At 73.7% G+C, this 25,091-nt stretch carries 26 protein-coding genes; 1 reads left to right on the top strand and 25 read right to left on the bottom strand.

Features of this window, described 5'->3' with window-relative positions:
* From ABD317_RS13140 to pyrR, 14 genes are all read right to left on the bottom strand, one after another.
* The coding region (locus ABD317_RS13140) for a primosomal protein N' family DNA-binding protein (RefSeq protein ID WP_486389008.1) at nucleotides 1–671 on the bottom strand (671 nt) is incomplete at its 3' end.
* 106 nt (nucleotides 672–777) lie between these two features.
* Nucleotides 778–1,989: a methionine adenosyltransferase gene (gene metK, locus ABD317_RS13135; protein ID WP_027757257.1), complete on the bottom strand. Its 1,212-nt coding sequence runs from the start codon at nucleotides 1,987–1,989 to the stop codon at nucleotides 778–780.
* A 221-nt stretch (nucleotides 1,990–2,210) separates the two neighbouring features.
* Nucleotides 2,211–3,443, bottom strand: coding sequence for a bifunctional phosphopantothenoylcysteine decarboxylase/phosphopantothenate--cysteine ligase CoaBC (coaBC, locus tag ABD317_RS13130; protein WP_344290070.1), 1,233 nt, complete (start codon nucleotides 3,441–3,443; stop codon nucleotides 2,211–2,213).
* Between the two features lie 89 nt (nucleotides 3,444–3,532).
* Complete coding sequence (rpoZ, locus tag ABD317_RS13125) at nucleotides 3,533–3,805, bottom strand: DNA-directed RNA polymerase subunit omega (RefSeq protein ID WP_018836705.1); 273 nt, start codon at nucleotides 3,803–3,805, stop codon at nucleotides 3,533–3,535.
* 31 nt (nucleotides 3,806–3,836) lie between these two features.
* Nucleotides 3,837–4,430: a guanylate kinase gene (gmk, locus tag ABD317_RS13120; RefSeq protein ID WP_051438678.1), complete on the bottom strand. Its 594-nt coding sequence runs from the start codon at nucleotides 4,428–4,430 to the stop codon at nucleotides 3,837–3,839.
* A gap of 38 nt (nucleotides 4,431–4,468) precedes the next feature.
* A complete protein-coding gene (locus tag ABD317_RS13115) occupies nucleotides 4,469–4,792 on the bottom strand; it encodes an integration host factor (protein ID WP_018836707.1) in 324 nt (107 codons plus the stop codon).
* Nucleotides 4,793–4,999: 207 nt separating this feature from the next.
* Nucleotides 5,000–5,863, bottom strand: coding sequence for an orotidine-5'-phosphate decarboxylase (gene pyrF, locus ABD317_RS13110; protein WP_344290066.1), 864 nt, complete (start codon nucleotides 5,861–5,863; stop codon nucleotides 5,000–5,002).
* On the bottom strand, nucleotides 5,860–7,026 hold the full coding sequence (locus tag ABD317_RS13105; protein ID WP_344290064.1) for a quinone-dependent dihydroorotate dehydrogenase: 1,167 nt from the start codon (nucleotides 7,024–7,026) through the stop codon (nucleotides 5,860–5,862). Before ABD317_RS13105 ends, pyrF begins: the two co-directional genes overlap by 4 nt.
* A 118-nt stretch (nucleotides 7,027–7,144) precedes the next feature.
* Nucleotides 7,145–10,465, bottom strand: coding sequence for a carbamoyl-phosphate synthase large subunit (gene carB / locus ABD317_RS13100; protein WP_344290062.1), 3,321 nt, complete (start codon nucleotides 10,463–10,465; stop codon nucleotides 7,145–7,147).
* Nucleotides 10,458–11,636: a glutamine-hydrolyzing carbamoyl-phosphate synthase small subunit gene (gene carA / locus ABD317_RS13095; protein WP_344290060.1), complete on the bottom strand. Its 1,179-nt coding sequence runs from the start codon at nucleotides 11,634–11,636 to the stop codon at nucleotides 10,458–10,460. The genes carB and carA overlap by 8 nt, the downstream gene beginning before the upstream one ends.
* Nucleotides 11,633–12,244: a PH-like domain-containing protein gene (locus ABD317_RS13090; protein WP_344290058.1), complete on the bottom strand. Its 612-nt coding sequence runs from the start codon at nucleotides 12,242–12,244 to the stop codon at nucleotides 11,633–11,635. Before ABD317_RS13090 ends, carA begins: the two co-directional genes overlap by 4 nt.
* Nucleotides 12,241–13,536, bottom strand: a complete 1,296-nt coding sequence (locus tag ABD317_RS13085) for a dihydroorotase (RefSeq protein ID WP_344290056.1) — start codon at nucleotides 13,534–13,536, stop codon at nucleotides 12,241–12,243. The genes ABD317_RS13090 and ABD317_RS13085 overlap by 4 nt, the downstream gene beginning before the upstream one ends.
* Complete coding sequence (locus ABD317_RS13080) at nucleotides 13,533–14,558, bottom strand: aspartate carbamoyltransferase catalytic subunit (protein ID WP_344290054.1); 1,026 nt, start codon at nucleotides 14,556–14,558, stop codon at nucleotides 13,533–13,535. The genes ABD317_RS13085 and ABD317_RS13080 overlap by 4 nt, the downstream gene beginning before the upstream one ends.
* 94 nt (nucleotides 14,559–14,652) lie before the next feature.
* Complete coding sequence (gene pyrR / locus ABD317_RS13075) at nucleotides 14,653–15,222, bottom strand: bifunctional pyr operon transcriptional regulator/uracil phosphoribosyltransferase PyrR (RefSeq protein ID WP_027757247.1); 570 nt, start codon at nucleotides 15,220–15,222, stop codon at nucleotides 14,653–14,655.
* 227 nt (nucleotides 15,223–15,449) lie between these two features.
* Here pyrR and bldD point away from each other — a divergent pair, with 227 nt between their 5' ends.
* On the top strand, nucleotides 15,450–15,953 hold the full coding sequence (bldD, locus tag ABD317_RS13070) for a transcriptional regulator BldD (RefSeq protein WP_018836716.1): 504 nt from the start codon (nucleotides 15,450–15,452) through the stop codon (nucleotides 15,951–15,953).
* Between the two features lie 103 nt (nucleotides 15,954–16,056).
* On the opposite strand, the gene nusB is transcribed toward bldD, so the two are convergent.
* From nusB to mltG, 11 genes are all read right to left on the bottom strand, one after another.
* Nucleotides 16,057–16,521 carry a transcription antitermination factor NusB gene (gene nusB / locus ABD317_RS13065; RefSeq protein WP_344290046.1) on the bottom strand — a complete coding sequence of 155 codons (465 nt, stop codon included), beginning with the start codon at nucleotides 16,519–16,521 and terminating at the stop codon, nucleotides 16,057–16,059.
* Nucleotide 16,522: 1 nt separating this feature from the next.
* On the bottom strand, nucleotides 16,523–17,089 hold the full coding sequence (gene efp, locus ABD317_RS13060; protein WP_027757245.1) for an elongation factor P: 567 nt from the start codon (nucleotides 17,087–17,089) through the stop codon (nucleotides 16,523–16,525).
* A gap of 67 nt (nucleotides 17,090–17,156) precedes the next feature.
* Nucleotides 17,157–18,263, bottom strand: coding sequence for an aminopeptidase P family protein (locus tag ABD317_RS13055; protein WP_344290044.1), 1,107 nt, complete (start codon nucleotides 18,261–18,263; stop codon nucleotides 17,157–17,159).
* 95 nt (nucleotides 18,264–18,358) lie between these two features.
* On the bottom strand, nucleotides 18,359–19,093 hold the full coding sequence (locus ABD317_RS13050) for an AAA family ATPase (protein WP_199789097.1): 735 nt from the start codon (nucleotides 19,091–19,093) through the stop codon (nucleotides 18,359–18,361).
* A gap of 144 nt (nucleotides 19,094–19,237) precedes the next feature.
* Nucleotides 19,238–19,432, bottom strand: a complete 195-nt coding sequence (locus ABD317_RS13045) for a hypothetical protein (RefSeq protein ID WP_027757242.1) — start codon at nucleotides 19,430–19,432, stop codon at nucleotides 19,238–19,240.
* Between the two features lie 197 nt (nucleotides 19,433–19,629).
* Entirely contained in the window at nucleotides 19,630–20,070 is a 441-nt protein-coding gene (gene aroQ / locus ABD317_RS13040) for a type II 3-dehydroquinate dehydratase (RefSeq protein WP_344290041.1), read from the bottom strand.
* Nucleotides 20,067–21,194: a 3-dehydroquinate synthase gene (gene aroB / locus ABD317_RS13035; RefSeq protein ID WP_344290039.1), complete on the bottom strand. Its 1,128-nt coding sequence runs from the start codon at nucleotides 21,192–21,194 to the stop codon at nucleotides 20,067–20,069. The genes aroQ and aroB overlap by 4 nt, the downstream gene beginning before the upstream one ends.
* Nucleotides 21,191–21,790 carry a shikimate kinase gene (locus tag ABD317_RS13030; protein ID WP_344290037.1) on the bottom strand — a complete coding sequence of 200 codons (600 nt, stop codon included), beginning with the start codon at nucleotides 21,788–21,790 and terminating at the stop codon, nucleotides 21,191–21,193. Before ABD317_RS13030 ends, aroB begins: the two co-directional genes overlap by 4 nt.
* Nucleotides 21,787–22,971: a chorismate synthase gene (gene aroC / locus ABD317_RS13025; protein WP_344290035.1), complete on the bottom strand. Its 1,185-nt coding sequence runs from the start codon at nucleotides 22,969–22,971 to the stop codon at nucleotides 21,787–21,789. Before aroC ends, ABD317_RS13030 begins: the two co-directional genes overlap by 4 nt.
* Before the next feature lie 175 nt (nucleotides 22,972–23,146).
* Nucleotides 23,147–23,983 carry a shikimate dehydrogenase gene (locus ABD317_RS13020; RefSeq protein WP_344290033.1) on the bottom strand — a complete coding sequence of 279 codons (837 nt, stop codon included), beginning with the start codon at nucleotides 23,981–23,983 and terminating at the stop codon, nucleotides 23,147–23,149.
* A partial coding sequence (gene mltG, locus ABD317_RS13015; RefSeq protein ID WP_344290031.1) for an endolytic transglycosylase MltG occupies nucleotides 23,983–25,091 on the bottom strand: 1,109 nt, incomplete at its 5' end. The genes mltG and ABD317_RS13020, both read right to left, overlap by 1 nt.

The raw sequence follows: 25,091 nt of genomic DNA, 5'->3' as shown, positions 1-25,091 counted from the left end.
AGCGCGCGGGCCAGTTCGTCGGGCCAGCCGGGGCCGGGCAGCGCCGTCCACACCGCCCGCGGGCCGCCGCCGTCGGCCAGCGCGGCCAGCAGCCCGGGACCGTTCCCGTAGCGGGTCCAGCCGCCGGGGTCGGGGGCCGGGGGCGGCGGGAGCGGGTCCGGCGAGGGCTTCTTCTCGGCGCGGGCCATCCGCGGCGGCAGCGCGAGCTGCACGACGTCGGCGAGGGCGCCGGCGTACCGGTCGGCGACGGCCTGGCACAGGCCCAAGAGCTGCGCCCCGAGGACGGGCTCCGGGGAGAGGACCTGGGCGATCGGCGCGAGGGTGCCGGGGAAGTCGCTGTCGGCGCGGCGCTCGACGACGTACCCGTTGATCAGCCCGCCGCCCTCGCGCCGGCCCTCGCGCTCGCCGGCGCCGAAGCGGACGCGCACGCGCACGCCGGGGCGCGCCTCGGCGTCCATGGCGGCGGGCACGGCGTAGTCGAAGAGGCGGTCGAGGTGGAGCAGCCCCTTGTCGACGAGGACGCGGGCGACGGGCAGCTCCTCGGCCAGCGCGGCGCCGCGCCAGGTGCGCGGGCGCGCGCGGGGGCCCCCGGCCTTGCGCACGGTCTCCCGGATGAGGGCGAGCTGCTCCGCCCCGCCCGGTTCCGCCTCCCGGTCGTCGTCGCTGGTCACCCCTCCGTCCTACCAGACGGGGCGGACAGCGCGCCGGACAGCCCGCGGCCCCGGACGCCGGTCCGGGGCCGCGGGCTGTGCGGAACGCGGGGTGCGGGGTGCCGGCTCAGCTGCCGGCGGCCTTGCGCAGCGCGTCGACGCGGTCGGTCCGCTCCCAGGTGAAGTCGTCCAGGGGGCGGCCGAAGTGGCCGTACGCGGCGGTCTGGCAGTAGATCGGGCGCAGCAGGTCGAGGTCGCGGATGAGCGCCGCGGGGCGGAGGTCGAAGACCTCGGAGATGGCGTTCTCGATCTTCTCGACGTCGACCGTGGCGGTGCCGAAGGTCTCGACGAAGAGGCCGACCGGCTCGGCCTTGCCGATCGCGTACGCCACCTGCACCTCGCAGCGCGAGGCCAGGCCGGCGGCCACGACGTTCTTGGCGACCCAGCGCATGGCGTAGGCGGCGGAGCGGTCGACCTTGGACGGGTCCTTGCCGGAGAAGGCGCCGCCGCCGTGCCGGGCCATGCCGCCGTAGGTGTCGATGATGATCTTCCGCCCGGTGAGCCCGGCATCGCCCATGGGGCCGCCGATCTCGAACCGGCCGGTCGGGTTGACCAGCAGCCGGTAGCCCTCGGTGTCCAGCTTGATGCCGTCGTCGAGGAGGGCCTTCAGCTCCGGCTCGACGACGAACTCGCGGATGTCGGGGGTGAGCAGCGAGTCGAGGTCGATGTCGGAGGCGTGCTGCGAGGAGACGACGACGGTGTCGAGCCGGACCGCCTTGTCGCCGTTGTACTCGATGGTGACCTGCGTCTTGCCGTCGGGCCGCAGGTAGGGGATGGTCCCGTTCTTGCGGACCTCGCTGAGCCGGGCGGACAGCCGGTGCGCCAGGTGGATGGGCAGCGGCATCAGGTCGGGCGTCTCGTCGCAGGCGTAGCCGAACATCAGGCCCTGGTCGCCGGCGCCCTGCAGGTCGAGGTCGTCACCGCCGGAGCCCTCGACGCGGCTCTCGTACGCGGTGTCGACGCCCTGGGCGATGTCCGGGGACTGGGCGCCGATGGAGACGGAGACGCCGCAGGAGGCGCCGTCGAAACCCTTCTTCGACGAGTCGTAGCCGATGTCGAGGATCTTGTTGCGCACGAGGGTCGCGATGTCCGCGTAACCGGAGGTGGTGACCTCGCCGGCCACGTGCACCTGGCCGGTGGTGATCAGCGTCTCGACTGCGACCCGGGAGTGCGGGTCGTCCTTGAGCAGGGCGTCGAGGATGGTGTCGCTGATCTGGTCAGCGATCTTGTCGGGGTGACCCTCGGTAACGGATTCCGAGGTGAAAAGACGGCGGGACACATCGCTCCCCACGGTTGCAGCGGCTGCTGGCTGATCGGTTGCGGACCCGGTCCGGGTGCTCCCGGGACGGGCCCGCGGGCTATTTTATCCGGGAGTTCCGCCCTGGGGACAACCCCGTCCCGATGGGTGGATGCCCGATGACCTGGGAAACCGCACGAATTCCCGTACGAGTTCCGGCACAAAGCAGCAAGAAACTGCCCGGAGTGTCGGCTGCCGGCCACTCAGCCGAGGGATTCCGCCACGAGGTCCCACACCACGTCGGCCAGCGCCTCCTTGGGCCCGTACGGCACGGGCACCTCCCGCCCGCCGGCGGTGAGGACCACGGCCTCGTTGCCGTCCGAGCCGAACGCCTTGGACTCCCCCACCTCGTTGACGACGAGCAGGTCGCAGCCCTTGCGCGCGAGCTTGGCGCGGCCGTTGGCGAGCACGTCGTCGGTCTCGGCGGCGAAGCCGACGACGACCTGCCCGGGGCGCGGGCGGTCGGCGGAGATCCCGGCGAGGATGTCGGGGTTGCGGGTGAGGGCGATCGGCTCCGGATCGCGGTCCTCCTTCTTCTTGATCTTTCCGGTGACATATGTCACCGGCCGGAAGTCGGCGACGGCGGCGGCCATGACGACGGCGTCGGCGTCGGCGGCGGCCTTCAGCACAGCGTCCTGCAGCTCCACGGTGGTGCCGACGCGGACGACGTCCGCGCCCGCGGGGTCGGGCAGCGCGGTGTTCGCGGCCAGCAGCGTGACCCGGGCCCCGCGGGCGACGGCGGTACGGGCCAGGGCGTAGCCCTGCCGGCCGGAGGAGCGGTTGCCGAGGAAGCGCACCGGGTCCAGCGGCTCCCGGGTGCCGCCGGCGCTGACGACGACGTGCCGGCCGGCCAGGTCGGGGGCCAGGCCGCCGGTCCCGCGGGCGAGCGCGCGGCGGCAGACCTCGAAGATCTCCGCCGGCTCCGGCAGCCGCCCCTTGCCGGTGTCGGCGCCGGTGAGCCGGCCGACGGCGGGCTCGATGACGACGGCGCCGCGGGCGCGCAGGGTGGCGACGTTGGCCTGGGTGGCGGGGTGCTCCCACATCTCGGTGTGCATGGCCGGCGCGAAGACGACCGGGCAGGAGGCGGTGAGCAGGGTGTTCGTCAGGAGGTCGTCGGCGAGGCCGTGGGCGGCCCGGGCGAGCAGGTCGGCGGTGGCGGGGGCGACCACCACGAGGTCGGCCCGGCGGCCGATGCGGACGTGCGGGACCTCGTGCACGTCGGCCCAGGTCTCGGTGGCGGCGGGGCGGCCGGAGAGCGCCGCCCAGGTCGCCTCGCCGACGAAGTGCAGCGCGGCGGCCGTGGGCACGGCCCGTACCGCGTGGCCGGACTCCGTGAACAGCCGCAGCAGCTCGCACGCCTTGTACGCCGCGATGCCGCCGCTGACACCCAGCACGATCTCAGCCGGTGCAGCCGGTGCCGTCGCATCCTCCGCCATGCCTGCTCCCCACCGCTCGTCGTCCACTCCCCCATGACACACCACGGGCCCGGCAGCCGCGCTGCCGGGCCCGGTGCGGCGAGGGGCGCCTACTGCGCGGGGCCCTCGGTGGCCTCGGAGGTCAGCAGGCCCGCGTTGATCTCGCGGAGCGCGATCGACAGCGGCTTCTCGTGCACATGCGTGTCCACCAGCGGGCCGACGTACTCCAGCAGGCCCTCGCCCAGCTGCGAGTAGTACGCGTTGATCTGCCGCGCACGCTTGGCCGCGTAGATCACGAGGCTGTACTTGGAGTCGGTGGCCTCCAGCAGCTCGTCGATCGGCGGGTTGATGATGCCCTCGGGCGCGGTGATGGGAGAGGACAACCTATCCAGCCTTCCAGTGGAACTTCACGGATCAAACCTGCATCAAGGCTAGCAGCTCGGCGGCGACGTCCTCGACGGAGGTGTTGACCAGGGTCTCGTCGAACTCCTCCTCGGCCGCCAGCTCCGTGCGCGCCGCCGCCAGCCGGCGCTCGATGACCTCCGGCGGCTCCGTGCCGCGCCCGGTCAGCCGGCGGACCAGCTCGTCCCAGCCGGGTGGGGCGAGGAACACCAGCAGGGCCTCCGGCATGCTCTCCCGGACGAGCCGCGCCCCCTGCAGATCGATCTCCAGCAGGACGGGCTCGCCGGCGTCGAGCCGCTCCAGCACGGGCCGGCGGGGCGTGCCGTACCGGTTGCCGGAGAACTCCGCCCACTCCAGCAGCTCCCCGTTGGCGACGAGCTTGTCGAACTCGTCGTCGCTGACGAAGAAGTACTGGACGCCGTGGCGTTCGCCGGGGCGCGGTCTGCGGGTCGTCGCGGAGACCGAGAGCCACACCTCGGGATGGACCTTGCGCAGATGCGCGACGACCGTGCTCTTGCCGACCCCGGAGGGGCCGGAGAGCACGGTCAGCCGCGGACGACCTGCCGGCGGGACGGGGGCCGCCCCCCGGGAGACAGCTGTACTCATGCAGCGATTATCCCGGTTTCCGGGAGTGCCCCGGACCGTCAGGAACCGGTGCTGCCGAACTCGCGCTCAAGCGAGGCGATCTGGTTGGAGCCCAGACCGCGCACCCGGCGGCTCTCGGAGATGCCGAGGCGCTCCATGATCTGCTTGGCGCGCACCTTGCCCACACCGGGCATGGACTCAAGCAGGGCGGAGACCTTCATCTTGCCGATGACGTCGTTCTCCTGGCCCTGCTTGATCACGTCGTGCAGGGAAGCGCCGGAGTGCTTCAGCCGATTCTTGACCTCGGCGCGCTCCCGGCGAGCCGCTGCGGCCTTCTCGAGCGCGGCTGCGCGCTGTTCAGGGGTAAGGGGCGGAAGAGCCACGCCTACGTCACCTCGGATGTCGAACTAATCGGATATGGAACGGTGTGGAACCTAGTGGCCCCGCACCTGCGGAGCAACGAGCAACGCGCTGGTGCCCGCGCTCTGATGACGGAGACTAGCGGCCGAGACCGCGCCAGTCAGCGAGAACAGATGAAAAGTCCTGGTCAGACTCAAGTTCCGCGGCAAGTTCTGGGTATATCACCCGGTTTATGAGGATACGTTTCGTACGTCGTCGGCCAACTGTTCGGCCACCGCCCGCAGCCTCGCGATATCCGGTCCGTGCGCCAGCACCGACCGGCTTGCGCTCGGCAGCACTTGGGGCAGCGCGGCGCCGAAGACGCGCGGGAGGTCGGCGGGCGCGGCGCCCTGGGCCCCGATGCCGGGGGCGAGCAGCGGGCCGCCCACCGCCAGGTCCGCGTCCGCCTCGGCGAGGGTGGCGCCGACGACGGCGCCGACCGAGCCGAACGGCGCGGCGCCGCGGTTCTCGGCGGCGATGTGGTCGAGCACCGTCTGCGCGACGGTCCGCGCGCCGCCGGGCGTCCCCCGGACGGCGGCGCGCTGCACCTCGTCGCCCTCCGGGTTGGAGGTGAGGGTGACGACGAACACGCCGGCGCCGGCGGCGTGGGCGGCGTCCAGCGCCGGGCGCAGCGACTCGTACCCGAGGTAGGGCGTGACGGTCAGCGCGTCGGAGCGCAGCGGCGCGTCCTTGTCGAGGTACGCGGCGGCGTAGCCGGCCATCGTGGAGCCGATGTCGCCGCGCTTGGCGTCCATGAGGACCAGCGCCCCGGCGGCGCGCGCCACCGTGACGGCCTTCTCCAGGACGGCGATGCCGCGGGAGCCGAAGCGCTCGAAGAAGGCGGACTGCGGCTTGAGCACGGCGACGCGGTCGGCCAGCGCCTCGACGGCGGTCATCGTGAACCGCTCCAGGCCCGCCGGGTCGTCCGGCAGCCCCCAGCGGGCCAGCAGGGCGGCGTGCGGGTCGATGCCGACGCACAGCGGGCCGCGGGTGTCCCGCGCGCGGCGCAGCCGGTGGCCGAAGGACTCGGGGGGCTCGGAGGGCTCGGGGGTCATGTGCTCGCCTTCCTGGCGTCGGCGCCGACGGCGTCGGCGAGGGTGGCGTACGGGGAGGCGGCCAGCAGCTCCGCCAGGCCGCGGTGGATCCTGCGGGGCCACAGCGGGCCCTCGTAGACGAAGCCGCTGTAGCCCTGGACGAGGGTGGCGCCGGCCAGGATGCGCTCCCAGGCGTGCTCGGCGGTCTCGATGCCGCCGGCCCCGAAGAGCACGATGCCGTGCTCGTCGGGGCCGCCCACGCGGGCGTGGAGGCGGCGCAGCACATCGAGGGCGCGGTCGCGCAGCGGGGCTCCGGACAGGCCGCCGGCGCCGATGGCCGCGACACGGTCCGCCGCGGTGGTCAGGCCGTCGCGGGCGACGGTGGTGTTGGTGGCGATGATGCCGTCGAGGCCCAGCTCCAGGGCCAGGTCGGCGACCTCGTCGACGTCCTCGTCGGCGAGGTCGGGGGCGATCTTGACCAGCAGCGGTACGCGCGCGGGTGGGCCGGGCGCGCCCGGCCGGGCGGCGGCGGCGACGCCGTCGGCGGCGGCGCGCACGGCCGCGAGCAGCGGGCCCAGGTGGCGGACCGCCTGGAGGTCGCGCAGCCCGGGCGTGTTGGGCGAGGAGACGTTGACGACGAGGTAGTCGGCGTGGCCGGCGAGCCGCTCGGTGGCGGTGACGTAGTCCTGGACGGCACCCGATTCGGGGACGGACTTGTTCTTGCCGATGTTGACGCCGACGACGGCGTTCGGCCGGTACGGGGTGCGCCTGCCGTACCTCCGCCGGGCTAGGCGGGCGGCGACGGCGGCGGAGCCGTCGTTGTTGAAGCCCATCCGGTTGACCAGCGCCCGGTCCGGGATCAGCCGGAACAGCCGGGTCGGCTCGTTGCCGGCCTGGGGGCGGGCGGTGACGGTGCCGACCTCGACGAAGTCGAAGCCGAGCATCGTCAGCCCGTCGACGCCGACCGCGTTCTTGTCGAAGCCCGCGGCGAGCCCGAACGGGCCGGGGAAGTCGATGCCGAGCGCGCGGACGCGCAGCTCGGGGTGCCGGGGCGCGGCGGTGAGCCGCACGGCGCTGCGCACGCCGGGCGCGGCGGCGGCGCCGCGGATGGCCGCGAACGCCAGGCCGTGGGCCCGCTCGGGGTCCATCCGGGCGAAGACGTTGTGGAAGAGGAAGGGGTACATGGGGCCTTCGGCTGCTTCGGGGGCCCGTGCCCTCCGCCGGCGGCCCGGTAGCCGGCCGGCGGGGGCGCGGGGCTGCGGGTGGGCGCGGAGGGGCGGGTGGTCGGAGGGTCGCGGGCGGCTACCGGGCGCGGGCCTCGGTGAGGTGGCCGGCGTGTTCCTGCAGGGAGCGCACCCCCACCTCGCCGCGGGTCAGCGCCTCGATGCCCTGGACGGCGGCGGCCAGCGCCTGCACCGTCGTCAGGCACGGCACGCCGCGGGCGACGGCGGCGGTGCGGATGTCGTAGCCGTCGAGCCGGCCCCCGGTCCCGTACGGGGTGTTGACGATGAGGTCCACGTCGCCGTCGTGGATGAGCTGCACGATCGTCCGCTCGCCGCCCGGCCCCGGGCCCTCCGACTGCTTGCGCACGACGGTCGCGGCGATGCCGTTGCGGCGCAGCACCTCGGCGGTGCCGGAGGTGGCCAGCAGCTCGAAGCCGTGCTGGACCAGCTCGCGGGCCGGGAAGACCATCGCGCGCTTGTCGCGGTTGGCGACCGAGACGAACGCCCGCCCGCGGGTGGGCAGCGCGCCGTACGCGGCGGCCTGCGACTTGGCGTACGCCGTGCCGAAGACGCCGTCGATGCCCATGACCTCGCCGGTGGAGCGCATCTCCGGGCCGAGCACGGTGTCGACCCCGCGGCCGCGGATGTCGCGGAAGCGCGTCCACGGCAGCACGGCCTCCTTCACCGAGATCGGCGCGTCCAGCGGCAGCGTGCCGCCGTCGCCGGCGGCCGGCAGCATGCCCTCCGCACGCAGCTCGGCGACGGTGGCGCCGAGCGAGATGCGGGCGGCGGCCTTGGCCAGCGGCACGGCGGTGGCCTTGGAGGTGAAGGGGACGGTGCGCGAGGCGCGCGGGTTGGCCTCCAGCACGTAGAGGATGTCCCCGGCCAGCGCGAACTGGATGTTGATCAGTCCGCGGACGCCGACGCCGCGGGCGATGGCCTCGGTGGAGGTGCGCAGCCGCTTGATGTCGTGCCCGCCGAGGGTGATGGGGGGCAGCGCGCAGGCGGAGTCGCCGGAGTGGATGCCGGCCTCCTCGATGTGCTCCATGACGCCGCCGAGGTACAGCTCGTGGCCGTCGTAGAGCGCGTCGACGTCGATCTCGATGGTGTCGTCGAGGAACCGGTCCACGAGCACGGGATGTTCGGAGATGAGCCCGGCGTGCCGCTCCAGGTACGCGGCCAGCGCCGGCTCGTCGTAGACGATCTCCATGCCGCGCCCGCCGAGCACGTACGACGGGCGCACCATGACCGGGTAGCCGATCCCGGCGGCGATCCGCTTGGCCTCGGCGAAGGAGAACGCGGTGCCGTACTTCGGTGCCGGCAGCCCGGCGTCGGCGAGCACCCGGCCGAACGTGCCGCGGTCCTCGGCGGCGTGGATGGCCTCGGGCGACGTGCCCACGACCGGCACGCCGTTGTCCTTGAGCGCCTGCGCCAGGCCCAGCGGGGTCTGCCCGCCGAGCTGGACGAGGACGCCGGCGACCGGGCCCGCCTGGGTCTCGGCGTGCACGACCTCCAGCACGTCCTCCAGCGTCAGCGGCTCGAAGTACAGCCGGTCGGAGGTGTCGTAGTCGGTGGAGACCGTCTCCGGGTTGCAGTTGACCATCACCGTCTCGTACCCCGCCGCGCCGAGGGCGAAGGAGGCGTGGACGCAGGAGTAGTCGAACTCGATGCCCTGGCCGATGCGGTTGGGGCCGGAGCCGAGGATGATCACGGCGGGCCGCTCGCGCGGGGCGACCTCGGTCTCCTCGTCGTAGCTGGAGTACAGGTACGGGGTGCGGGCGGCGAACTCGGCGGCGCAGGTGTCGACCGTCTTGTAGACCGGGCGTACGCCCAGCGCATGCCGCACCTCGCGCACCACGTCCTCGCGCAGCCCGCGCACCCCGGCGATCTGGGCGTCGGAGAAGCCGTGCCGCTTCGCGTACGCGAGGAGCCCGGGGTCGAGGTGGTCCGCGCCGGCCAACTCGTCGGCGATCTCCTTGATCAGGAAGAGCTGGTCGACGAACCAGGGGTCGATCCGCGTCGCCTCGTGCACCTCCGCCTCCGTGGCGCCGGCCCGGATCGCGGCCATCACGGTGTTCAGCCGGCCGTCGGTGGGCACGGCCGCCCGCGCCAGCAGCCCGGCCTTCTCCTCGGGGCCGGGCGGCGGGCCCGCGAAGTCGAACGGGGCGCCCTTCTTCTCGACGGAGCGCAGCGCCTTGTTGAGCGCCTCGGTGAAGTTGCGGCCGATGGCCATGGCCTCGCCGACCGACTTCATGGTGGTGGTGAGCGTCGCGTCGGCGGCCGGGAACTTCTCGAACGCGAAGCGGGGCACCTTCACCACCACGTAGTCGAGCGTGGGCTCGAAGGACGCGGGGGTCTCGCGGGTGATGTCGTTGGGGATCTCGTCGAGGGTGTAGCCGACGGCCAGCTTCGCGGCGATCTTGGCGATCGGGAAGCCGGTGGCCTTGGAGGCGAGCGCCGAGGAGCGGGAGACGCGCGGGTTCATCTCGATGACGACGACCCGGCCGTCGGCGGGGTCGACCGCGAACTGGATGTTGCAGCCGCCGGTGTCGACGCCGACCTCGCGGATGACGGCGATGCCGATGTCTCGCAGGATCTGGTACTCGCGGTCGGTGAGCGTCATCGCCGGCGCGACGGTGACGGAGTCGCCGGTGTGCACGCCCATGGGGTCGAGGTTCTCGATGGAGCAGACGACCACGACGTTGTCGTGCTTGTCGCGCATCAGCTCCAGCTCGTACTCCTTCCACCCGAGGATGGACTCCTCCAGCAGCACCTCGGTGGTGGGCGAGAGCGCGAGCCCCTGGCCGGCGATGCGGCGCAGCTCCTCCTCGTCGTGGGCGAAGCCGGAGCCGGCGCCGCCCATCGTGAAGGAGGGGCGCACGACGACGGGGTAGCCGCCGAGGCCGTCGACGCCGGCCAGCACCTCGTCCATGGAGTGGCAGATCACCGAGCGGGCGGACTCGCCGTACCCGGTGCTGCGGCGGACCGCCGCGACGACCTCCTTGAACCGGTCGCGGTCCTCGCCCTTCTGGATGGCCGCGACGTTGGCGCCGATCAGCTCCACGCCGTACTTCTCCAGCACCCCCCCGTCGTGCAGCGAGACCGCGGTGTTGAGCGCGGTCTGCCCGCCGAGGGTGGGCAGCAGGGCGTCGGGGCGCTCGCGCGCGATGATCTTCTCGACGAACTCGGGGGTGATGGGCTCGACGTACGTGGCGTCGGCGATCTCCGGGTCGGTCATGATCGTCGCCGGGTTGGAGTTGACGAGGATGACCCGCAGGCCCTCGTCCTTGAGCACGCGGCACGCCTGGGTGCCGGAGTAGTCGAACTCGGCGGCCTGTCCGATGACGATCGGGCCCGAGCCGATGACCAGGACGGACCGGATGTCGGTGCGCTTAGGCACGCTGGGCTCCCTGTTCTGCCTGGGCGGCCGGCTCTGCCTGCTCCGCCTGCTCTGCCATGAGCCGGACGAAGCGGTCGAAGAGATACGCCGCGTCGTGCGGACCCGCGGCCGCCTCGGGGTGGTACTGGACGGAGAACGCCGGCCGGTCCAGGAGCCTGAGCCCCTCGACGACCCGGTCGTTGAGGCACACGTGGCTGACCTCGGCGCGCCCGTAGGGGGTGTCCGCGACGGTGTCGAGGGGCGCGTCCACGGCGAAGCCGTGGTTGTGCGCGGTGACCTCGACGCGGCCGGTGGCGCGGTCCTGGACGGGCTGGTTGATGCCCCGGTGGCCGTACTTCAGCTTGTACGTGCCGAAGCCCAGCGCGCGGCCGAGGAGCTGGTTGCCGAAGCAGATGCCGAACAGCGGGGTGCCGCGCTCCAGCACCGCGCGGACCACGGTGAGGTCGGCGGCGGCCGGGTCGCCGGGGCCGTTGGAGAGGAACACGCCGTCGGGCTGCACGGCGTAGACCTCCTCGACCGAGGCGGTGCCGGGCAGCACGTGCACCTCGATGCCGCGCTCGGCCATGCGCCGCGGCGTCATGCCCTTGATGCCCAGGTCCAGCGCGGCGACGGTGAAGCGCTTCGCGCCCACCGCGGGGACGACGTACGGCTCCCCGGTGGCGACCTCGGGCGCGAGGTCGGCGCCCGCCATCGGCTCCTGCACCCGCACCCGGGCGAGCATCGCCTCCGGGTCGGCGACCCGGTCGCCGGAGAAGATGCCGACGCGCATGGCGCCGCGCTCGCGCAGGTGGCGGGTGATCGCGCGGGTGTCGACGCCGGAGATGCCGACGACGCCCTGGCGGCGCAGCTCCTCGTCGAGGGAGCGGGTGGCGCGCCAGCTGGAGGGGACGCGGGCGGGGTCGCGGACGACGTAGCCGGAGACCCAGATGCGGGCGGACTCGGCGTCCTCGTCGTTGACGCCGGTGTTGCCGACGTGCGGGGCGGTCATGACGACGACCTGGCGGTGGTACGAGGGGTCGGTCAGGGTCTCCTGGTAGCCGGTCATGCCGGTGGAGAACACGGCTTCGCCGAACGTCTCCCCCGTCGCTCCGTAGGCCCGGCCGCGGAAGCTGCGGCCGTCCTCCAGGACGAGTACGGCGGGGCTCCCCTGGCCGGGGCGGGTTGCGCTCATCGCGGGCCTTCCGTGGTGGTGCCGTCTTCGGTGCTCGCGGCGGCGGCGCCGGCGCCGCGAGCGGGTTCCGCGGCCGGCCCGGCGAGCGCCGCCACCCAGGCGGCGTGCTCGGCGGCGCGCGCGGAGCGGAACCCGGAGTCGTACTCCGCGCCGCCGTGCTCCCAGGTGATCACCAGCAGGCCGCCCTCGGTGAGGACCTTGCCGGCGATGGCCTTGTCGAGCCGGGCGCCGCGCAGGTGCGCGGCGGGGACGAAGAAGTCCGTGGCCCCGGGGCGTACGACCGCGAGGCCCTGCTCGGTGAGGGTCAGCTCGACGCGGCTGCGTACGCCCAGTCCGTGCGCGACGATGCGGTCGAGCCACTGCCCGGCGGTGGTGGTGCCGTGGTAGCGGCCGGTCAGCGTCAGGCGCGCCGGGCCGGGCTCGTCGGGGATCCGAGGCAGGTCCGGAATGCCGGACTGGAGCTGGCCGCGCCACTTCCAGCCCTCGCGCATGAGCCAGTAGACCAGCGCGATGAACAGGAGCAGGCCGACGATCCAGCCGATGCGGGCCGCCCAGTCCGTCACGGGCTGCGACTGCCGTTCGTCGGCGAGCAGGGTGGCGAGCGTCACGCGGGCTCACCCCCGGCGAGGGTGGCCCGGCCGCGCAGGAACGTGTGCGTGACCCGGCCCGGCAGCTCGCGGTCCGCGTAGGGGGTGTTGCGGCTGCGGGAGACGAAGCGGTGCGGGTCCACCCGACCACGGTAGGCCGGATCGAGCAGGGTGAGGTTGGCGGGCTCGCCGGGGGCGACCGGGCGGCCGTGGCCGTCGAGGCGGCCGATGGCGGCGGGCCGGTGGGACATCCGGTCGGCGACGCCGGACCAGTCGAGCAGGCCGGTGTCGACCATCGTCTGCTGGACGACGGACAGCGCCGTCTCCAGGCCGACCATGCCCATGGCGGCGGCGGCCCACTCGCAGTCCTTGTCCTCCTGCGGGTGCGGGGCGTGGTCGGTGGCGACGCAGTCGATGGTGCCGTCGGCCAGCGCCTCGCGCAGCGCGCGCACGTCGGTCTCGGTGCGCAGCGGCGGGTTGACCTTGTAGACGGGGTCGTAGGAGCGGACCAGCTCGTCGGTGAGCAGCAGGTGGTGCGGGGTGACCTCGGCGGTGACGCGCCAGCCCTTGGACTTCGCCCAGCGCACGATCTCCACCGAGCCGGCGGTGGACAGGTGGCAGACGTGCACCCGCGAGTCGACGTGCGCGGCGAGCAGCACGTCGCGGGCGATGACCGACTCCTCGGCGGCGGCCGGCCAGCCGCCGAGGCCCAGCTCGGCGGAGACGACGCCCTCGTTCATCTGGGCGCCCTCGGTCAGCCGCGGCTCCTGCGCGTGCTGCGCGACGACGCCGTCGAACGCCTTCACGTACTCCAGCGCCCGGCGCATGATCACGGCGTCGTCGACGCACTTGCCGTCGTCGGAGAAGACGACGACGCCGGCCGCCGACTCGTGCATGGCGCCCAGCTCGGCGAGCTGCTTGCCCTCCAGGCCCACCGTGACCGCGCCGACGGGCTGCACGTCGCAGTAGCCGGACTCGCGGCCGAGCCGCCAGACCTGCTCGACGACGCCCGCGGTGTCGGCGACGGGGAAGGTGTTGGCCATCGCGTGCACGGCGGTGAAGCCGCCGCGGGCGGCGGCGCGGGTGCCGGTCAGGACGGTCTCGGAGTCCTCGCGGCCGGGCTCGCGCAGGTGGGTGTGCAGGTCGACCAGGCCGGGCAGCAGGACGTGCCCGGCGGCCTCGACGACCTCGGCGCCGTCGGCCGGCAGCGCCGCGCCGGGCTCGCCGACCGCGGCGATCGTCTCGCCGTCGACCAGTACGTCCCGCACCTCGCCGCCGAGGACCTGCGCGCCGCGGATCAGGGTCTTGCTCATCGGTCGGTCTCCTCGGTACGGGCGGTGGTCGGGGCGGACAGGGTGGCGGACGGGGCAGTGGACGTGCCCGCGGCGGGGGCCTCTCCCGGGGAGGCGCCGCCGAGCAGCAGGTAGAGCACGGCCATGCGGATGGACACGCCGTTGGCCACCTGCTCGACCGCGGTGCAGCGGGGCGAGTCGGCGACCTCGGCGGTGATCTCCATGCCGCGGTTCATCGGGCCCGGGTGCATGACGAGGGCGTGCTCGGGCATGCGCGCCATCCGGTCGCCGTCGAGGCCGTAGCGGCGGGCGTACTCGCGCTCGGTCGGGAAGAACGCGGCGTTCATCCGCTCCCGCTGCACCCGCAGCATCATCACGGCGTCGGACTTCGGCAGCACGGTGTCCAGGTCGTACGAGACCTCGCACGGCCAGGTCGCCACGCCGACCGGCACCAGCGTGGGCGGCGCGACGAGGGTGACCTGGGCGCCGAGGGTGTGCAGCAGGAGCACGTTCGAGCGGGCGACCCGGCTGTGCAGGATGTCCCCAACGACCGTAATCCGGCGGCCGTCGAGGCCGCCGCCCGTGCCGGGTTCGAGATGGCGGCGCATGGTGAAGGCGTCGAGGAGCGCCTGCGTGGGGTGCTCGTGGGTGCCGTCACCGGCGTTGACGACGGAGCCGTTGATCCAGCCGGAGGTGGCGAGCCGGTGCGGGGCGCCGGAGTCGTGGTGGCGGATGACGACGGCGTCCGCGCCCATCGCCTCCAGGGTCAGGGCGGTGTCCTTCAGCGACTCGCCCTTGGAGACGGACGAGCCCTTGGCGGAGAAGTTGATGACGTCGGCGGAGAGCCGCTTGGCGGCGGCCTCGAAGGAGATGCGGGTGCGGGTGGAGTCCTCGTAGAAGAGGTTCACCACCGTGCGGCCGCGCAGGGTGGGCAGCTTCTTGATGGGCCGGTCCGCGATCCGGGCCAGTTCCTCGGCGGTGTCGAGGATCAGCACGGCGTCGTCGCGGGACAGGTCGGCGGCCGAGATGAGATGGCGCTTCACTGGGTGCTCCGGGGTGTCGGGGGGTGCGGCGGTTCGCGCACGGCGGGTCACGGGGGCGTCTGCCCTGGTGACCCGCCGGGGCGGGGCGGGCGTCCTACTTGGAGCCGAGCAGCACGGCGTCGCGGCCGTCCTGCTCGGTGAGCTGGACGCGGACCGTCTCCCGCAGCGACGTGGGGAGGTTCTTGCCGACGTAGTCGGCGCGGATGGGCAGCTCGCGGTGGCCGCGGTCGACGAGGACGGCGAGCTGCACGGCGCGCGGTCTGCCGATGTCGTTCAGCGCGTCGAGCGCCGCGCGGATGGTGCGGCCGGAGAAGAGCACGTCGTCCACGAGCACGACCAGCCGGCCGTCGATCCCCTCCGCCGGGATGTCCGTGCGGGCCAGCGCGCGGGGCGGGCCCATGCGCAGGTCGTCGCGGTACATGGTGATGTCGAGCGAGCCGACGCCCGAGTGGCCGAACTTCCTGCCGGTGATTTCTTCGAGCTTCGCGGCGAGCCGGTGGCCGAGCCACACGCCGCGGGTCGGAATGCCCAGGAGCACCACGTCGTGGGCGCCCTTGGTGCGCTCCACGATCTCGTGGGCGATGCGGGTCAGCACCCGCTGGATGTCCGGCGCCTCCAGGACGGGCCGGGCCGGGTCAGGGCTGCCGGTGTCATGCGTGTCCATACGGAAAGGACCCCCTTCCCCGCCTCACGGGACGGGCGTTAAAGGACGTCAGGTCCCCTCTACCTTAGCAGCGCGGCAGGACAGCCCCGGCGCCGGGCTCCCGGCGCCCCGCCGCCGCGGGAGTACCACCCTGATGGGTGGCGGCCGGATGAATCTTCCGCTTGACGAAGCCAAGTTACGCTGCGTAACCTCACAATGAGTTACCAGACTGTCGTCCGGGGAGCCATATGTCCAGCGAATACGCCAAACAGCTCGGGGCCAAGCTCCGGGGCATCCGTACCCAGCAGGGCCTCTCACTGCACGGCGTGGAGGAGAAGTCCCAGGGGCGCTGGAAGGCCGTCGTCGTCGGGTCGTACGAGCGCGGGGACCGTGCGGTCACCGTGCAGCGCCTGGCGGAGCTGGCGGACTTCTACGGGGTGCCGGTGCAGGAGCTTCTCCCGGGTTCGGCGCCCGGCGGGGCGGCGGAGCCGCCGCCGAAGCTCGTGCTGGACCTGGAGCGCCTGGCCCAGATCCCCGCCGAGAAGGCGGGCCCCCTGCAGCGTTACGCGGCGACGATCCAGAGCCAGCGCGGGGACTACAACGGCAAGGTCCTCTCGATCCGCCAGGACGACCTGCGCACGCTCGCGGTGATCTACGACCAGTCGCCGTCGGTGCTGACCGAGCAGCTGATCGGCTGGGGCGTCCTGGACGCCGACGCCCGCCGTGCGGTCGTGGTCCACGAGGACGCCTGACCCGCACCCCACCAGCAGAAACGTGCCGCCGTCGGCGGAGCGGGCCCCGGGGCGGGGCCCGCCCCCCCGTCGGCGGTGTGCGTGGCGGGGCGAGGCGGACCGGCTAGTCCGTCTCCGGGGCGGCCTCGCCGCTCGGCCCGCCGTCCCGGCGCAGCCGCGGCTTCAGCTCCTGCAGCCGCCCCAGCAGCCCGTTGACGAAGCCGGGCGAGTCGTCCGTGGAGAACTCCTTCGTCAGCTGCACCGCCTCGTCGATCGCCACCGCGTCCGGGGTCTCGTCCTCCCAGATCAGCTCGTACGCCCCCAGCCGCAGGATGCTGCGGTCCACGACCGGCATCCGGTCCAGGGTCCAGCCGACCGCGTACGAACCGAGCAGCTCGTCGATGCGGGCGGCGTGCTCCGCGTAGCCCTCGACGAGCCGCCGCGTGAAGTCGCCGACCGGCGGCTGGCGGGGGTCGGTCAGGCCCAGCCGGATCCAGTCCTGCAGCACCTGCCCCGCCGGCGCGCCGCGCTGGTCGGACTCGAAGATGATCTGGAACGCGCGCTTGCGAGCCGTGTTCCGTGCGGCCACGTCAGCCGCTCACGCGGCCGAGGTACTCGCCGGAGCGGGTGTCGACCTTGATCTTCTCGCCGGTGGAGATGAACAGCGGGACCTGGATGGAGAAGCCCGTCTCCAGCTCGGCCGGCTTGGTGCCGCCGGTGGAGCGGTCGCCCTGCACGCCCGGGTCGGTCTGGGCGACGGTCAGCTCGACGGCCGCGGGCAGCTCGACGTACAGCGGCGTGCCCTCGTGCAGCGCCACAGTCGTGTCGAAGCCCTCCAGCAGGTAGTTGGCGGTGTCGCCGACGGTCTTGGGGTCGACGTGCAGCTGGTCGTACGTCTCCATGTCCATGAAGACGAAGTACTCGCCGTCCTTGTACGAGAACTGCATGTCCCTTCGGTCGACGGTGGCCGTCTCGACCTTCACCCCGGCGTTGAACGTCTTGTCGACGGTCTTGCCGGAGAGCACGTTCTTCAGCTTCGTACGGACGAATGCAGGGCCCTTGCCGGGCTTGACGTGCTGGAACTCGACGACGGACCAGAGCTGGTCGCCGTCGAGCTTGAGCACCAAGCCGTTCTTGAGGTCGTTCGTGGTGGCCACGTCGCGAAATCTCCTGGACTGCGTGGACGACCGAGGAGGCCCGGATTCGCCTGCGACCCGGCCGGGGTCAGAGCGCGAGCAGTTCCTTGGTCGTGATGGTAAGTAGCTCGGGACCGCCGTCCGCCTGCGAGCGGACGACGAGCGTGTCGTCGATCCGGACCCCGCCCCGGCCGGGGAGATGGACTCCCGGCTCGACGGTGACCGGCACACGAGCGTCCAGTTTACCCATCGACGCCGGGGCCAGCCGCGGGTCCTCGTCGATTTCCAGTCCGACCCCGTGCCCGGTGAACGGCCCGACCCCGTCGCCGTGGCCGGCGGCGGTGAGCACCTGCCGCGCCGCCCGGTCCACGTCGCGGTACTCCACGCCCGGCGTCAGCGCCTCCCGGCCGGCCCGCTGGGCGGCGAAGACCAGGTCGTACAGCTCGATCTGCCAGTCGTCCGGGGCGGTGCCGACGACGAAGGTGCGGCCGATCTCGCAGCGGTAGCCGCGGTAGCGCGCGCCCAGGCAGACGGTGAGGAAGTCGCCCTCCTCCACCCGCCGGTCCGTGGGCACGTGCCCGGCACGGCCGGCGTGCGGCCCGGTGCCCACGGCGGTGGGGAACGCCGGACCCTCGGCGCCGTGGTCGACCAGCCGCCGCTCCAGCTCCAGCGCCAGGTGCCGTTCGGTGCGGCCCACGAGGATCGACTCCAGCAGTTCGCCGAGCGCCTGGTCGCCGATCTCGGCGGCGATCCGCAGGCAGGCGATCTCCTCGTCGTCCTTGACGAGCCGCTGCTGCTCCACGGCGCGGGCCAGGTCGGTCAGCGCGAGCCGCGGCGCGACGGACGCCAGGGCGCGGTGCCGGGCCACCGTCAGGTGGTGCTCCTCGACGGCCAGCGCGGTGGCGGCGCCGACGGCGGCGAGCCCGGTGGCCGCGACCGCGGCGTCGCCGTCGGGGCCGCCGAGGGAGTGGACGCGCAGGTCGTCGGGCTGCGGGGCGCCGGCCGGGTCCTGCGCGGGGTCGCCGGGCCGGACGAGCAGGTCCTCGCCGGCGCCGAGCAGCAGGACGGACCGCGGCGGGGCGCAGCCGGTGAGATAGCTGATGTTCGCCGGCCGGGAGACGAGCACGGCGTCGCTGCCGGCCGCCTCGCAGTGGGAGCGCAGTCGGGTACGGCGGGCAGCGTGCACCTCGGGCATGCCCCGAGCCTAGGGCGCCCGGGCGTCCGGGGCCGCCCGAGCGCGTCCGTACGGGCACGGCGCCCGCCGGGCGGCGGCCGGGTGCGGCCCCGGGGCTACCAGGCCGGCGGGCTCGCCAGGCTGCGGCCCACGACCTCGTCGAGCATCCGGACCGTGGCGGGCACGTCGTGGCGCGAGTTGTCGATGATGGGCAGGCCGGACCCGTACCAGCCGGCCATCCGGCCGTGGATGCGGGCGACCTCCTCGTCCGCCAGCCGCCGGTTGCCGGTGCGTGCGGCGTTGCGGGCGAGAACGGACTCCAGGCCCGGCAGCAGCACCACGGGCAGCAGCCCGGGGCCGACGTGCCGCTTCCAGCCGCCGAGGCCGACCACCGGGCGGTCGGGGAAGACCGCGTCGTCCAGGATGCAGGAGATGCCGTTGGCCAGGAAGTTGCGGGCGGCGAAGCCGCAGGTGCGGCGGGCCAGCCGGTACTGCGCCTCGGAGTGGTCCGTCCAGCCGGCCTGCGGGTCGGCGAACCCGGCCCGCACCCACTCGCGCACGTCGTCGAGGCTGATGTGCGCGGTCGGCGCCCGGCGGGTGTCCGCCCAGTGCCGGGCCACGGTGGTCTTGCCGGCCCCGGCCGGGCCGATGAGCAGCACCGCCACCGTCGGCGGCGGTGCACCGTGCGGCATGCGCGCGGGCGGCGGGCTGGGCAGGGTGACCGGGCCGCCGACCGGGAGCTTCAGATGGCCGGTCGTCTCCACCGCGTCGTGCGGCCCGGCCGCCGGCGGCGGGCCGCCCGGCCCAGGTCTGCCCTGGGGCGGCTGCGGAACCCCCACTGCGTGCTGCATCCCGTGCACCCTCGCTCTGTCACCCGTCACGTCCCGGCACCCCGGCTGGTCATGGCCGTACGGCCGTCCGGGGCCCGTAGCCCCGCACGGTACCCGTACGACCCGCCGCGGTGGGAACGATCCTGCCAGGAGCCGCGCGCGACCCTAGTCCCAGGTGTGGTTTCCGCCGAGGAGAAGGGTGTGCTCCAGCACGTCCTCCATCGGATCGTCGATCTGCCCGGTGCGCAGCAGCGCGAAACTCGATCCGCTCGTGACCGTGCCGTTGTAGTGCTCGTCGGCGGCCGCGACGCCGGCCGGCAGCACCACGCCCGCCGGCGCCGCGGCCACCGCGACCGCCACCCGTGCCCAAACCCGCATCCGTGCTCCTCCTCGTCGTCGTTTCTGACGGGGGCTCAGCCGCCCCTCCCCTCCTATCCGCGGCGGGCACGGTGAGGTTACGGCTTCGTACCGAGGAAGATCCGGAACTCCGGCGTCTGGTAGCGGCGTTCCTGTTCGACGGCCCGTGCCGGGCGGGCGTCCGGGGCGGGTGCGCCGGTTCAGGAGGAGGTCAGCTGCTCGGCCAGCGCGCGCAGCGCCAGCCGGTACGAGCCGAGGCCGAAGCCCGCGACCGTGCCGGAGGCCACCGCGGCGATCACCGAGGTGTGCCGGAACTCCTCCCGGGCGTGCGGGTTGGAGATGTGCACCTCGATCAGCGGCGCCGTGCGCTGCGCCGCCGCGTCCCGCATCCCGTACGAGTAGTGCGTGAAGGCACCGGGGTTGATCACCACCGGCAGCCGGCCGTCCGCGGCCTCGTGCAGCCAGCGGATCATCTCGCCCTCGTCGTTGGTCTCCCGTACGTCGACCTCGAACCCCAGCTCCTTGCCGAGCGTCGTGCACTGCTCGACGAGCCCGGCGTACGACGTGGCGCCGTAGACGTCGGGCTCGCGGGAGCCGAGGCGGCCCAGGTTCGGCCCGTTGAGCACCAGCACGCGCGTCATGCGGCGCCCTCCTCGGCGCCCGCCGCGATCTCGGCGTGCGCGGCGAGCAGCATCGCCGGGTCGGGTCCCTCCAGCACGGCGGGCTTGGCCAGCCCGTCGAGGACGATGAAGCGCAGCACGTCGCCGCGGGTCTTCTTGTCGACCTTCATCGTCTGCAGCAGCTTGGGCCACTGGTCGCCGCGGTACGTCACGGGCAGCCCGAGGGCGCGGAGCACCGCGCGGTGCCGGTCGGCGGTGGCGTCGTCGAGGCGGCCGGCGATGCGGCCCAGCTCGGCGGCGAAGACCATGCCGACCGAGACGGCCGCGCCGTGCCGCCACGTGTAGCGCTCGTTCTTCTCGATCGCGTGGCCGAGGGTGTGCCCGTAGTTGAGGATCTCCCTGCGGCCCGACTCCTTGAGGTCCGCGGAGACCACCTCGGCCTTGACCCGGATCGCCCGCTCGACCAGCTCGGCGGTGTGCGCACCGGCGGGGCTGCGGGCGCCCTCCGGGTCGGCCTCGATCAGCTCCAGGATCGCCGGGTCGGCGATGAAGCCCGCCTTGACGACCTCGGCGAGGCCGGAGACGTAGTCGTGGACGCCGAGGGAGTCCAGCGCGGCGAGGTCGCACAGCACCCCGGCCGGCGGGTGGAAGGCGCCGACGAGGTTCTTGCCCTCCGCGGTGTTGATGCCGGTCTTGCCGCCGACCGCCGCGTCCACCATGCCGAGCACGGTCGTCGGCACCGCGACCCAGCGCACGCCGCGCAGCCAGGTCGCGGCCACGAACCCGGCGAGGTCCGTGGTGGCGCCGCCGCCGACGCCGACGACGGCGTCGCTGCGGGTGAAGCCGGACTGGCCGAGGGCCCGCCAGCAGTAGGCGGCGACCTCGGCGGTCTTCGCCTCCTCGGCGTTCGGCACCTGGATGAGGACGGCCTCGTACCCCTCGCCGGCCAGGTCCGCGCGCAGCCCCTCGCCGGTCTCGGCGAGCGCCTGCGGCACGATGACCGCGACGCGCTTGGCCCGCTCGCCGAGCAGCCGGGGCAGCTCGCCGAGGAGCCGCCGGCCGACGACGGCCTCGTACGGGTCCGTGCCGGCGGTGCCGCCGACGCGGATGCGGGTGACCTCGGCCCCTTCGGCGCTCGGTGTCATGCGGGGTGGCTCTCCAATGCTGCGAGTACGAGCTGGGCGACCTCGTCCGGCGTGCGGCCGGCGGTGGTGACGGTCGCGCGGGCGACCTCGGTGTAGTGCGGGCGGCGCTGTTCCATCAGGGCGCGCCACTGCTGGCGCGGGTTGACGGCGAGCAGCGGGCGCGGGACGTCGAGCCCGACGCGCTTGACGGCGTCGGCCAGTTCGACGTCGAGGAAGACGACGCGGTGCGCGGCGAGCAGCTCGCGGGTGCCGGTGTCCATGACGGCCCCGCCGCCAAGGGCCAGCACGCCGGGGTGCTCGGCGAGCGCGGCGCGTACGGCGGCGCGCTCCAGGGCGCGGAAGACGGGCTCGCCGTCGTCGTAGAAGATGTCGGGGATGGGCTTGCCGGCGGCCTTCTCGACGTCCTCGTCGGTGTCGCGGACGGTGGTGCCGAGACGGGCGGCGAGTACGGCGCCGACGGTGGACTTGCCGGCGCCCGGCGGGCCGACGAGCACGACGGCGGGGCCGTCCGCGGGCCCTGCGCCGGCTGCGCTGGCTGCGCTGGCTTCGGTCTCTGCGGTGTCCGGGCGCTCGGGGCCCGCGGTGCTGCTGCTCATCGGATGGCCAGATTCTCCAGGTAGCCGCGGATGTTGCGGGCGGTCTCGGTGACGCTGTCGCCGCCGAACTTCTCCGCCACCGCGTCGGCCAGCACCAGCGCCACCATCGCCTCCGCCACGATGCCCGCCGCGGGCACCGCACAGACATCGGAGCGCTGGTGGTGCGCCTTGGCCGCCTCACCGGTGACGACATCCACCGTGGCCAGCGCCCGCGGCACCGTCGCGATCGGCTTCATCGCCGCCCGCACCCGCAGCCGCTCACCCGTGCTCAGCCCGCCCTCGGTACCCCCGGAACGGCCCGAAGACCGCCGGATCCCCTCCTCGGTACCGACGATCTCGTCATGGGCCTGCGAACCGGGCACCCGCGCCAGCCCGAAGCCGTCGCCCAGCTCCACGCCCTTGATGGCCTGGATCCCCATCAACGCCCCCGCCAGCCGGGAATCGAGCCGGCGGTCCCAGTGCACATGCGAGCCCAGACCGACCGGCACGCCGTACGCCACCACCTCGACCACGCCCCCGAGCGTGTCGCCGTCCTTGTGCGCCTGATCGATCTCGGCCACCATCGCCTCGCTCGCCCCGGCGTCCAGACAGCGCACGGGATCGGCATCCAGCCGCTCCACGTCCGCCGGCACCGGCACACTGCCGTACGGCGCCTTCGCCCCGCCCAGCTCCACAACGTGCGAGACCACCTCGATCCCGGCGGTCTCCTTCAGGTACGAGCGGGCCACTGCGCCGAGCGCGACGCGGGCCGCCGTCTCCCGGGCGGAGGCACGCTCAAGGATGGGGCGTGCATCCGTCACGTTGTACTTCTGCATGCCGGCCAGGTCGGCGTGGCCGGGGCGGGGCCGGGTCAGCGGCGCGTTGCGGGCGATGCCCTCCAGCACGGCCGGATCCACCGGATCGGCCGCCATCACCGTCTCCCACTTCGGCCACTCGGTGTTCCCGACCATGACCGCCACCGGAGAACCCAACGTCAACCCGTGCCGCACCCCGCCGATGAAGCTGACCTCGTCCCGCTCGAACTTCATCCGCGCCCCGCGGCCGTACCCCAGCCGGCGGCGGGCGAGATGGTCGGCGACCAGGTCAGTGGTCACCGGCACCCCCGCGGGCAGGCCCTCTAGCGTCGCGACCAGTGCCGGACCGTGCGACTCCCCTGCCGTCAGCCAGCGCAACCTGCTCAACGGTGCTCCCTCGTCCGTGCGGTGTCCTCGCCTCGATCCTCCCACGCCGCGGTGTCCGCACCTGCCCTGGTCCACAGTCTGGACGGGGTGACAGGCAGCTTCTTGCGCCCCCTTCCCGCGCCCGCCAGGGGGCCCGCCGGGAGGTCCGGGGGCAGGCCGGTCGGGCCAGGCGGGGTCAGACGGCGCGGGAGCCGAGCGCGGCCTCGCCGGCCGCGCGCATGGCCGCCAGCGGCGCGCGGGCGACGCCCGTCATCTGCTCGACCTGCAGCACCGCCTGGTGCACCAGGAGGTCGAGACCTCCGACGACTGTGCCGCCGTGCGTGGCCCAGGCCCCGGCAAGGGAGGTCGGCCACGGCTCGTAGAGCACGTCGAAGAGGGCGCCCGGGCGGTCCGGGACCTCGGCGGCGAGGGCGTCGGTGGCGCCGGCCGGGGTGGTGGCGACGACCAGCGGCGCGCCGAAGGCGGCGGCGGCCTCCGACCAGTCGGCGCAGCGCACCGGGACGCCGAGCCGCTCCCCCCACTGCTCCATCTCGGTCGCGCGGGCGGCGGAGCGGACGTACGCCGTGACCTCCCCCGTGCAGACGGTGGCGAGGGCGGCGAGCGCGGAGGAGGCGGTGGCGCCGGCGCCGAGGACGGCGGCGCGCTCGGCCTTCTCGATGCCGCGTTCGCGCAGCGCCGCGACCATGCCCGGGATATCGGTGTTGTCGCCGAAGCGGCGGCCGTCGTCGTGCAGGACGACGGTGTTGACGGCCTCGACCGCGCGCGCGGTCGCGCTGACCTCGTCGAGCAGCGGGATCACCGCGCGCTTGAGCGGCATGGTCAGCGAGAGCCCGGCCCACTCCCCCGGCTGAAGGCTGTCGAGGAAGCCGGACAGCCGCCGCTCGTCGACCTCGTAGCGGCCGTACGTCCAGCCGGACAGGCCCAGCTCGCCGTACGCGGCGCGGTGCAGCACCGGCGACAGCGAGTGGGCGATGGGCGAGCCGAGGACCGCCGCGCGCCGGGGCTGGGCCATCAGTCGCCCTCCTCGCGCTGCTTCTTGTTGAACTCCGCGACGTTCCGGTCGTGCTCCTCCTTGCTGGCGGTGAAGCGCGTGTCGCCCTCCTCGACGGTGACGAAGTACAGCCAGTCGCCCTCGGTCGGGGCGAGCGCGGCGTTGAGGGCCCGCTCGCTGGGGTTGTCGATGGGCGCGGGCGGCAGGCCGGCGTGGAGGTAGGTGTTGTACGGCGAGTCGAACTGCGTGTCCTGGTTGGAGATGTTCAGGTTCGACTCGCCCTTGGCGTAGTTGATGGTGGAGTCGAACTGGAGCATGCCGTTGGTGGCGGTGTTGTCCGGCTTCAGCCGGTTGTAGATGACCCGGGAGACCTTGCCGAACTCCTCCTTCGACTGCCCCTCGGCCTCGATGAGGCTGGCGATGGTGAGGATCTCGTACGGGGTCATGCCCGTCTTGTCCGCCTTCTCGGCGAGACCGATCTCGGTGTACTTGGCCTTGGCCCGCTCGACCATCTCGCGCAGCACCTTCTTGGGGTCGGTGCCCTCGGCCGCGGAGTAGCTGGACGGCCACAGGAAGCCCTCGGGGTTGCCCTCCGCCCAGTCGGGCAGGCCGAGGCCGCCCTTCTCGGCGATCTTGGCGGTGGTGTCCTTCTCAAGCCCGAGGTGCTCGTCGATCATCGCGTAGACGGCGGTCGCGCGCCGGCCCTCGGGGATGACGAGCGCGTTGGCGGCCTCCGGGCTCAGCATCATCTCGACGGCGGCCGCGCCGGACATCTCCTTGTGCAGGGAGTACGAGCCGGGGTGGAGCAGTTTGTCGCCGGCGGCGTTCACGAACGCCTGGACGCTCTGGACCACGCCCTTGTCCTTGAGGATGCTCCCCATCTGCGTGATGGTCGCGCCCTCGGGGATCTCCACGGTCACGTTGCCGTGGCCCTCGCCCGCGTAGTCGGCGGGGGCGCCGAAGCGGTCGCTCCAGAAGTTGTAGCCGACGTAGCCGAGGCCGCCGAGGCCGGCGGCGATCACGAGGGCGACGACGAGGCAGGCGCAGCCGTTGCGGCGCTTGGCGCCGCGGCGCTCGCGGCCCGGGCCGCGGCCGGCGCTCCCGCCGCGGCCGCGGCGGCCCTCGCGGG

Source organism: Streptomyces synnematoformans, assembly GCF_039531005.1.
GTDB lineage: Bacteria > Actinomycetota > Actinomycetes > Streptomycetales > Streptomycetaceae > Streptomyces > Streptomyces synnematoformans.
This window is presented reverse-complemented; position numbering and strand designations above follow the sequence as displayed.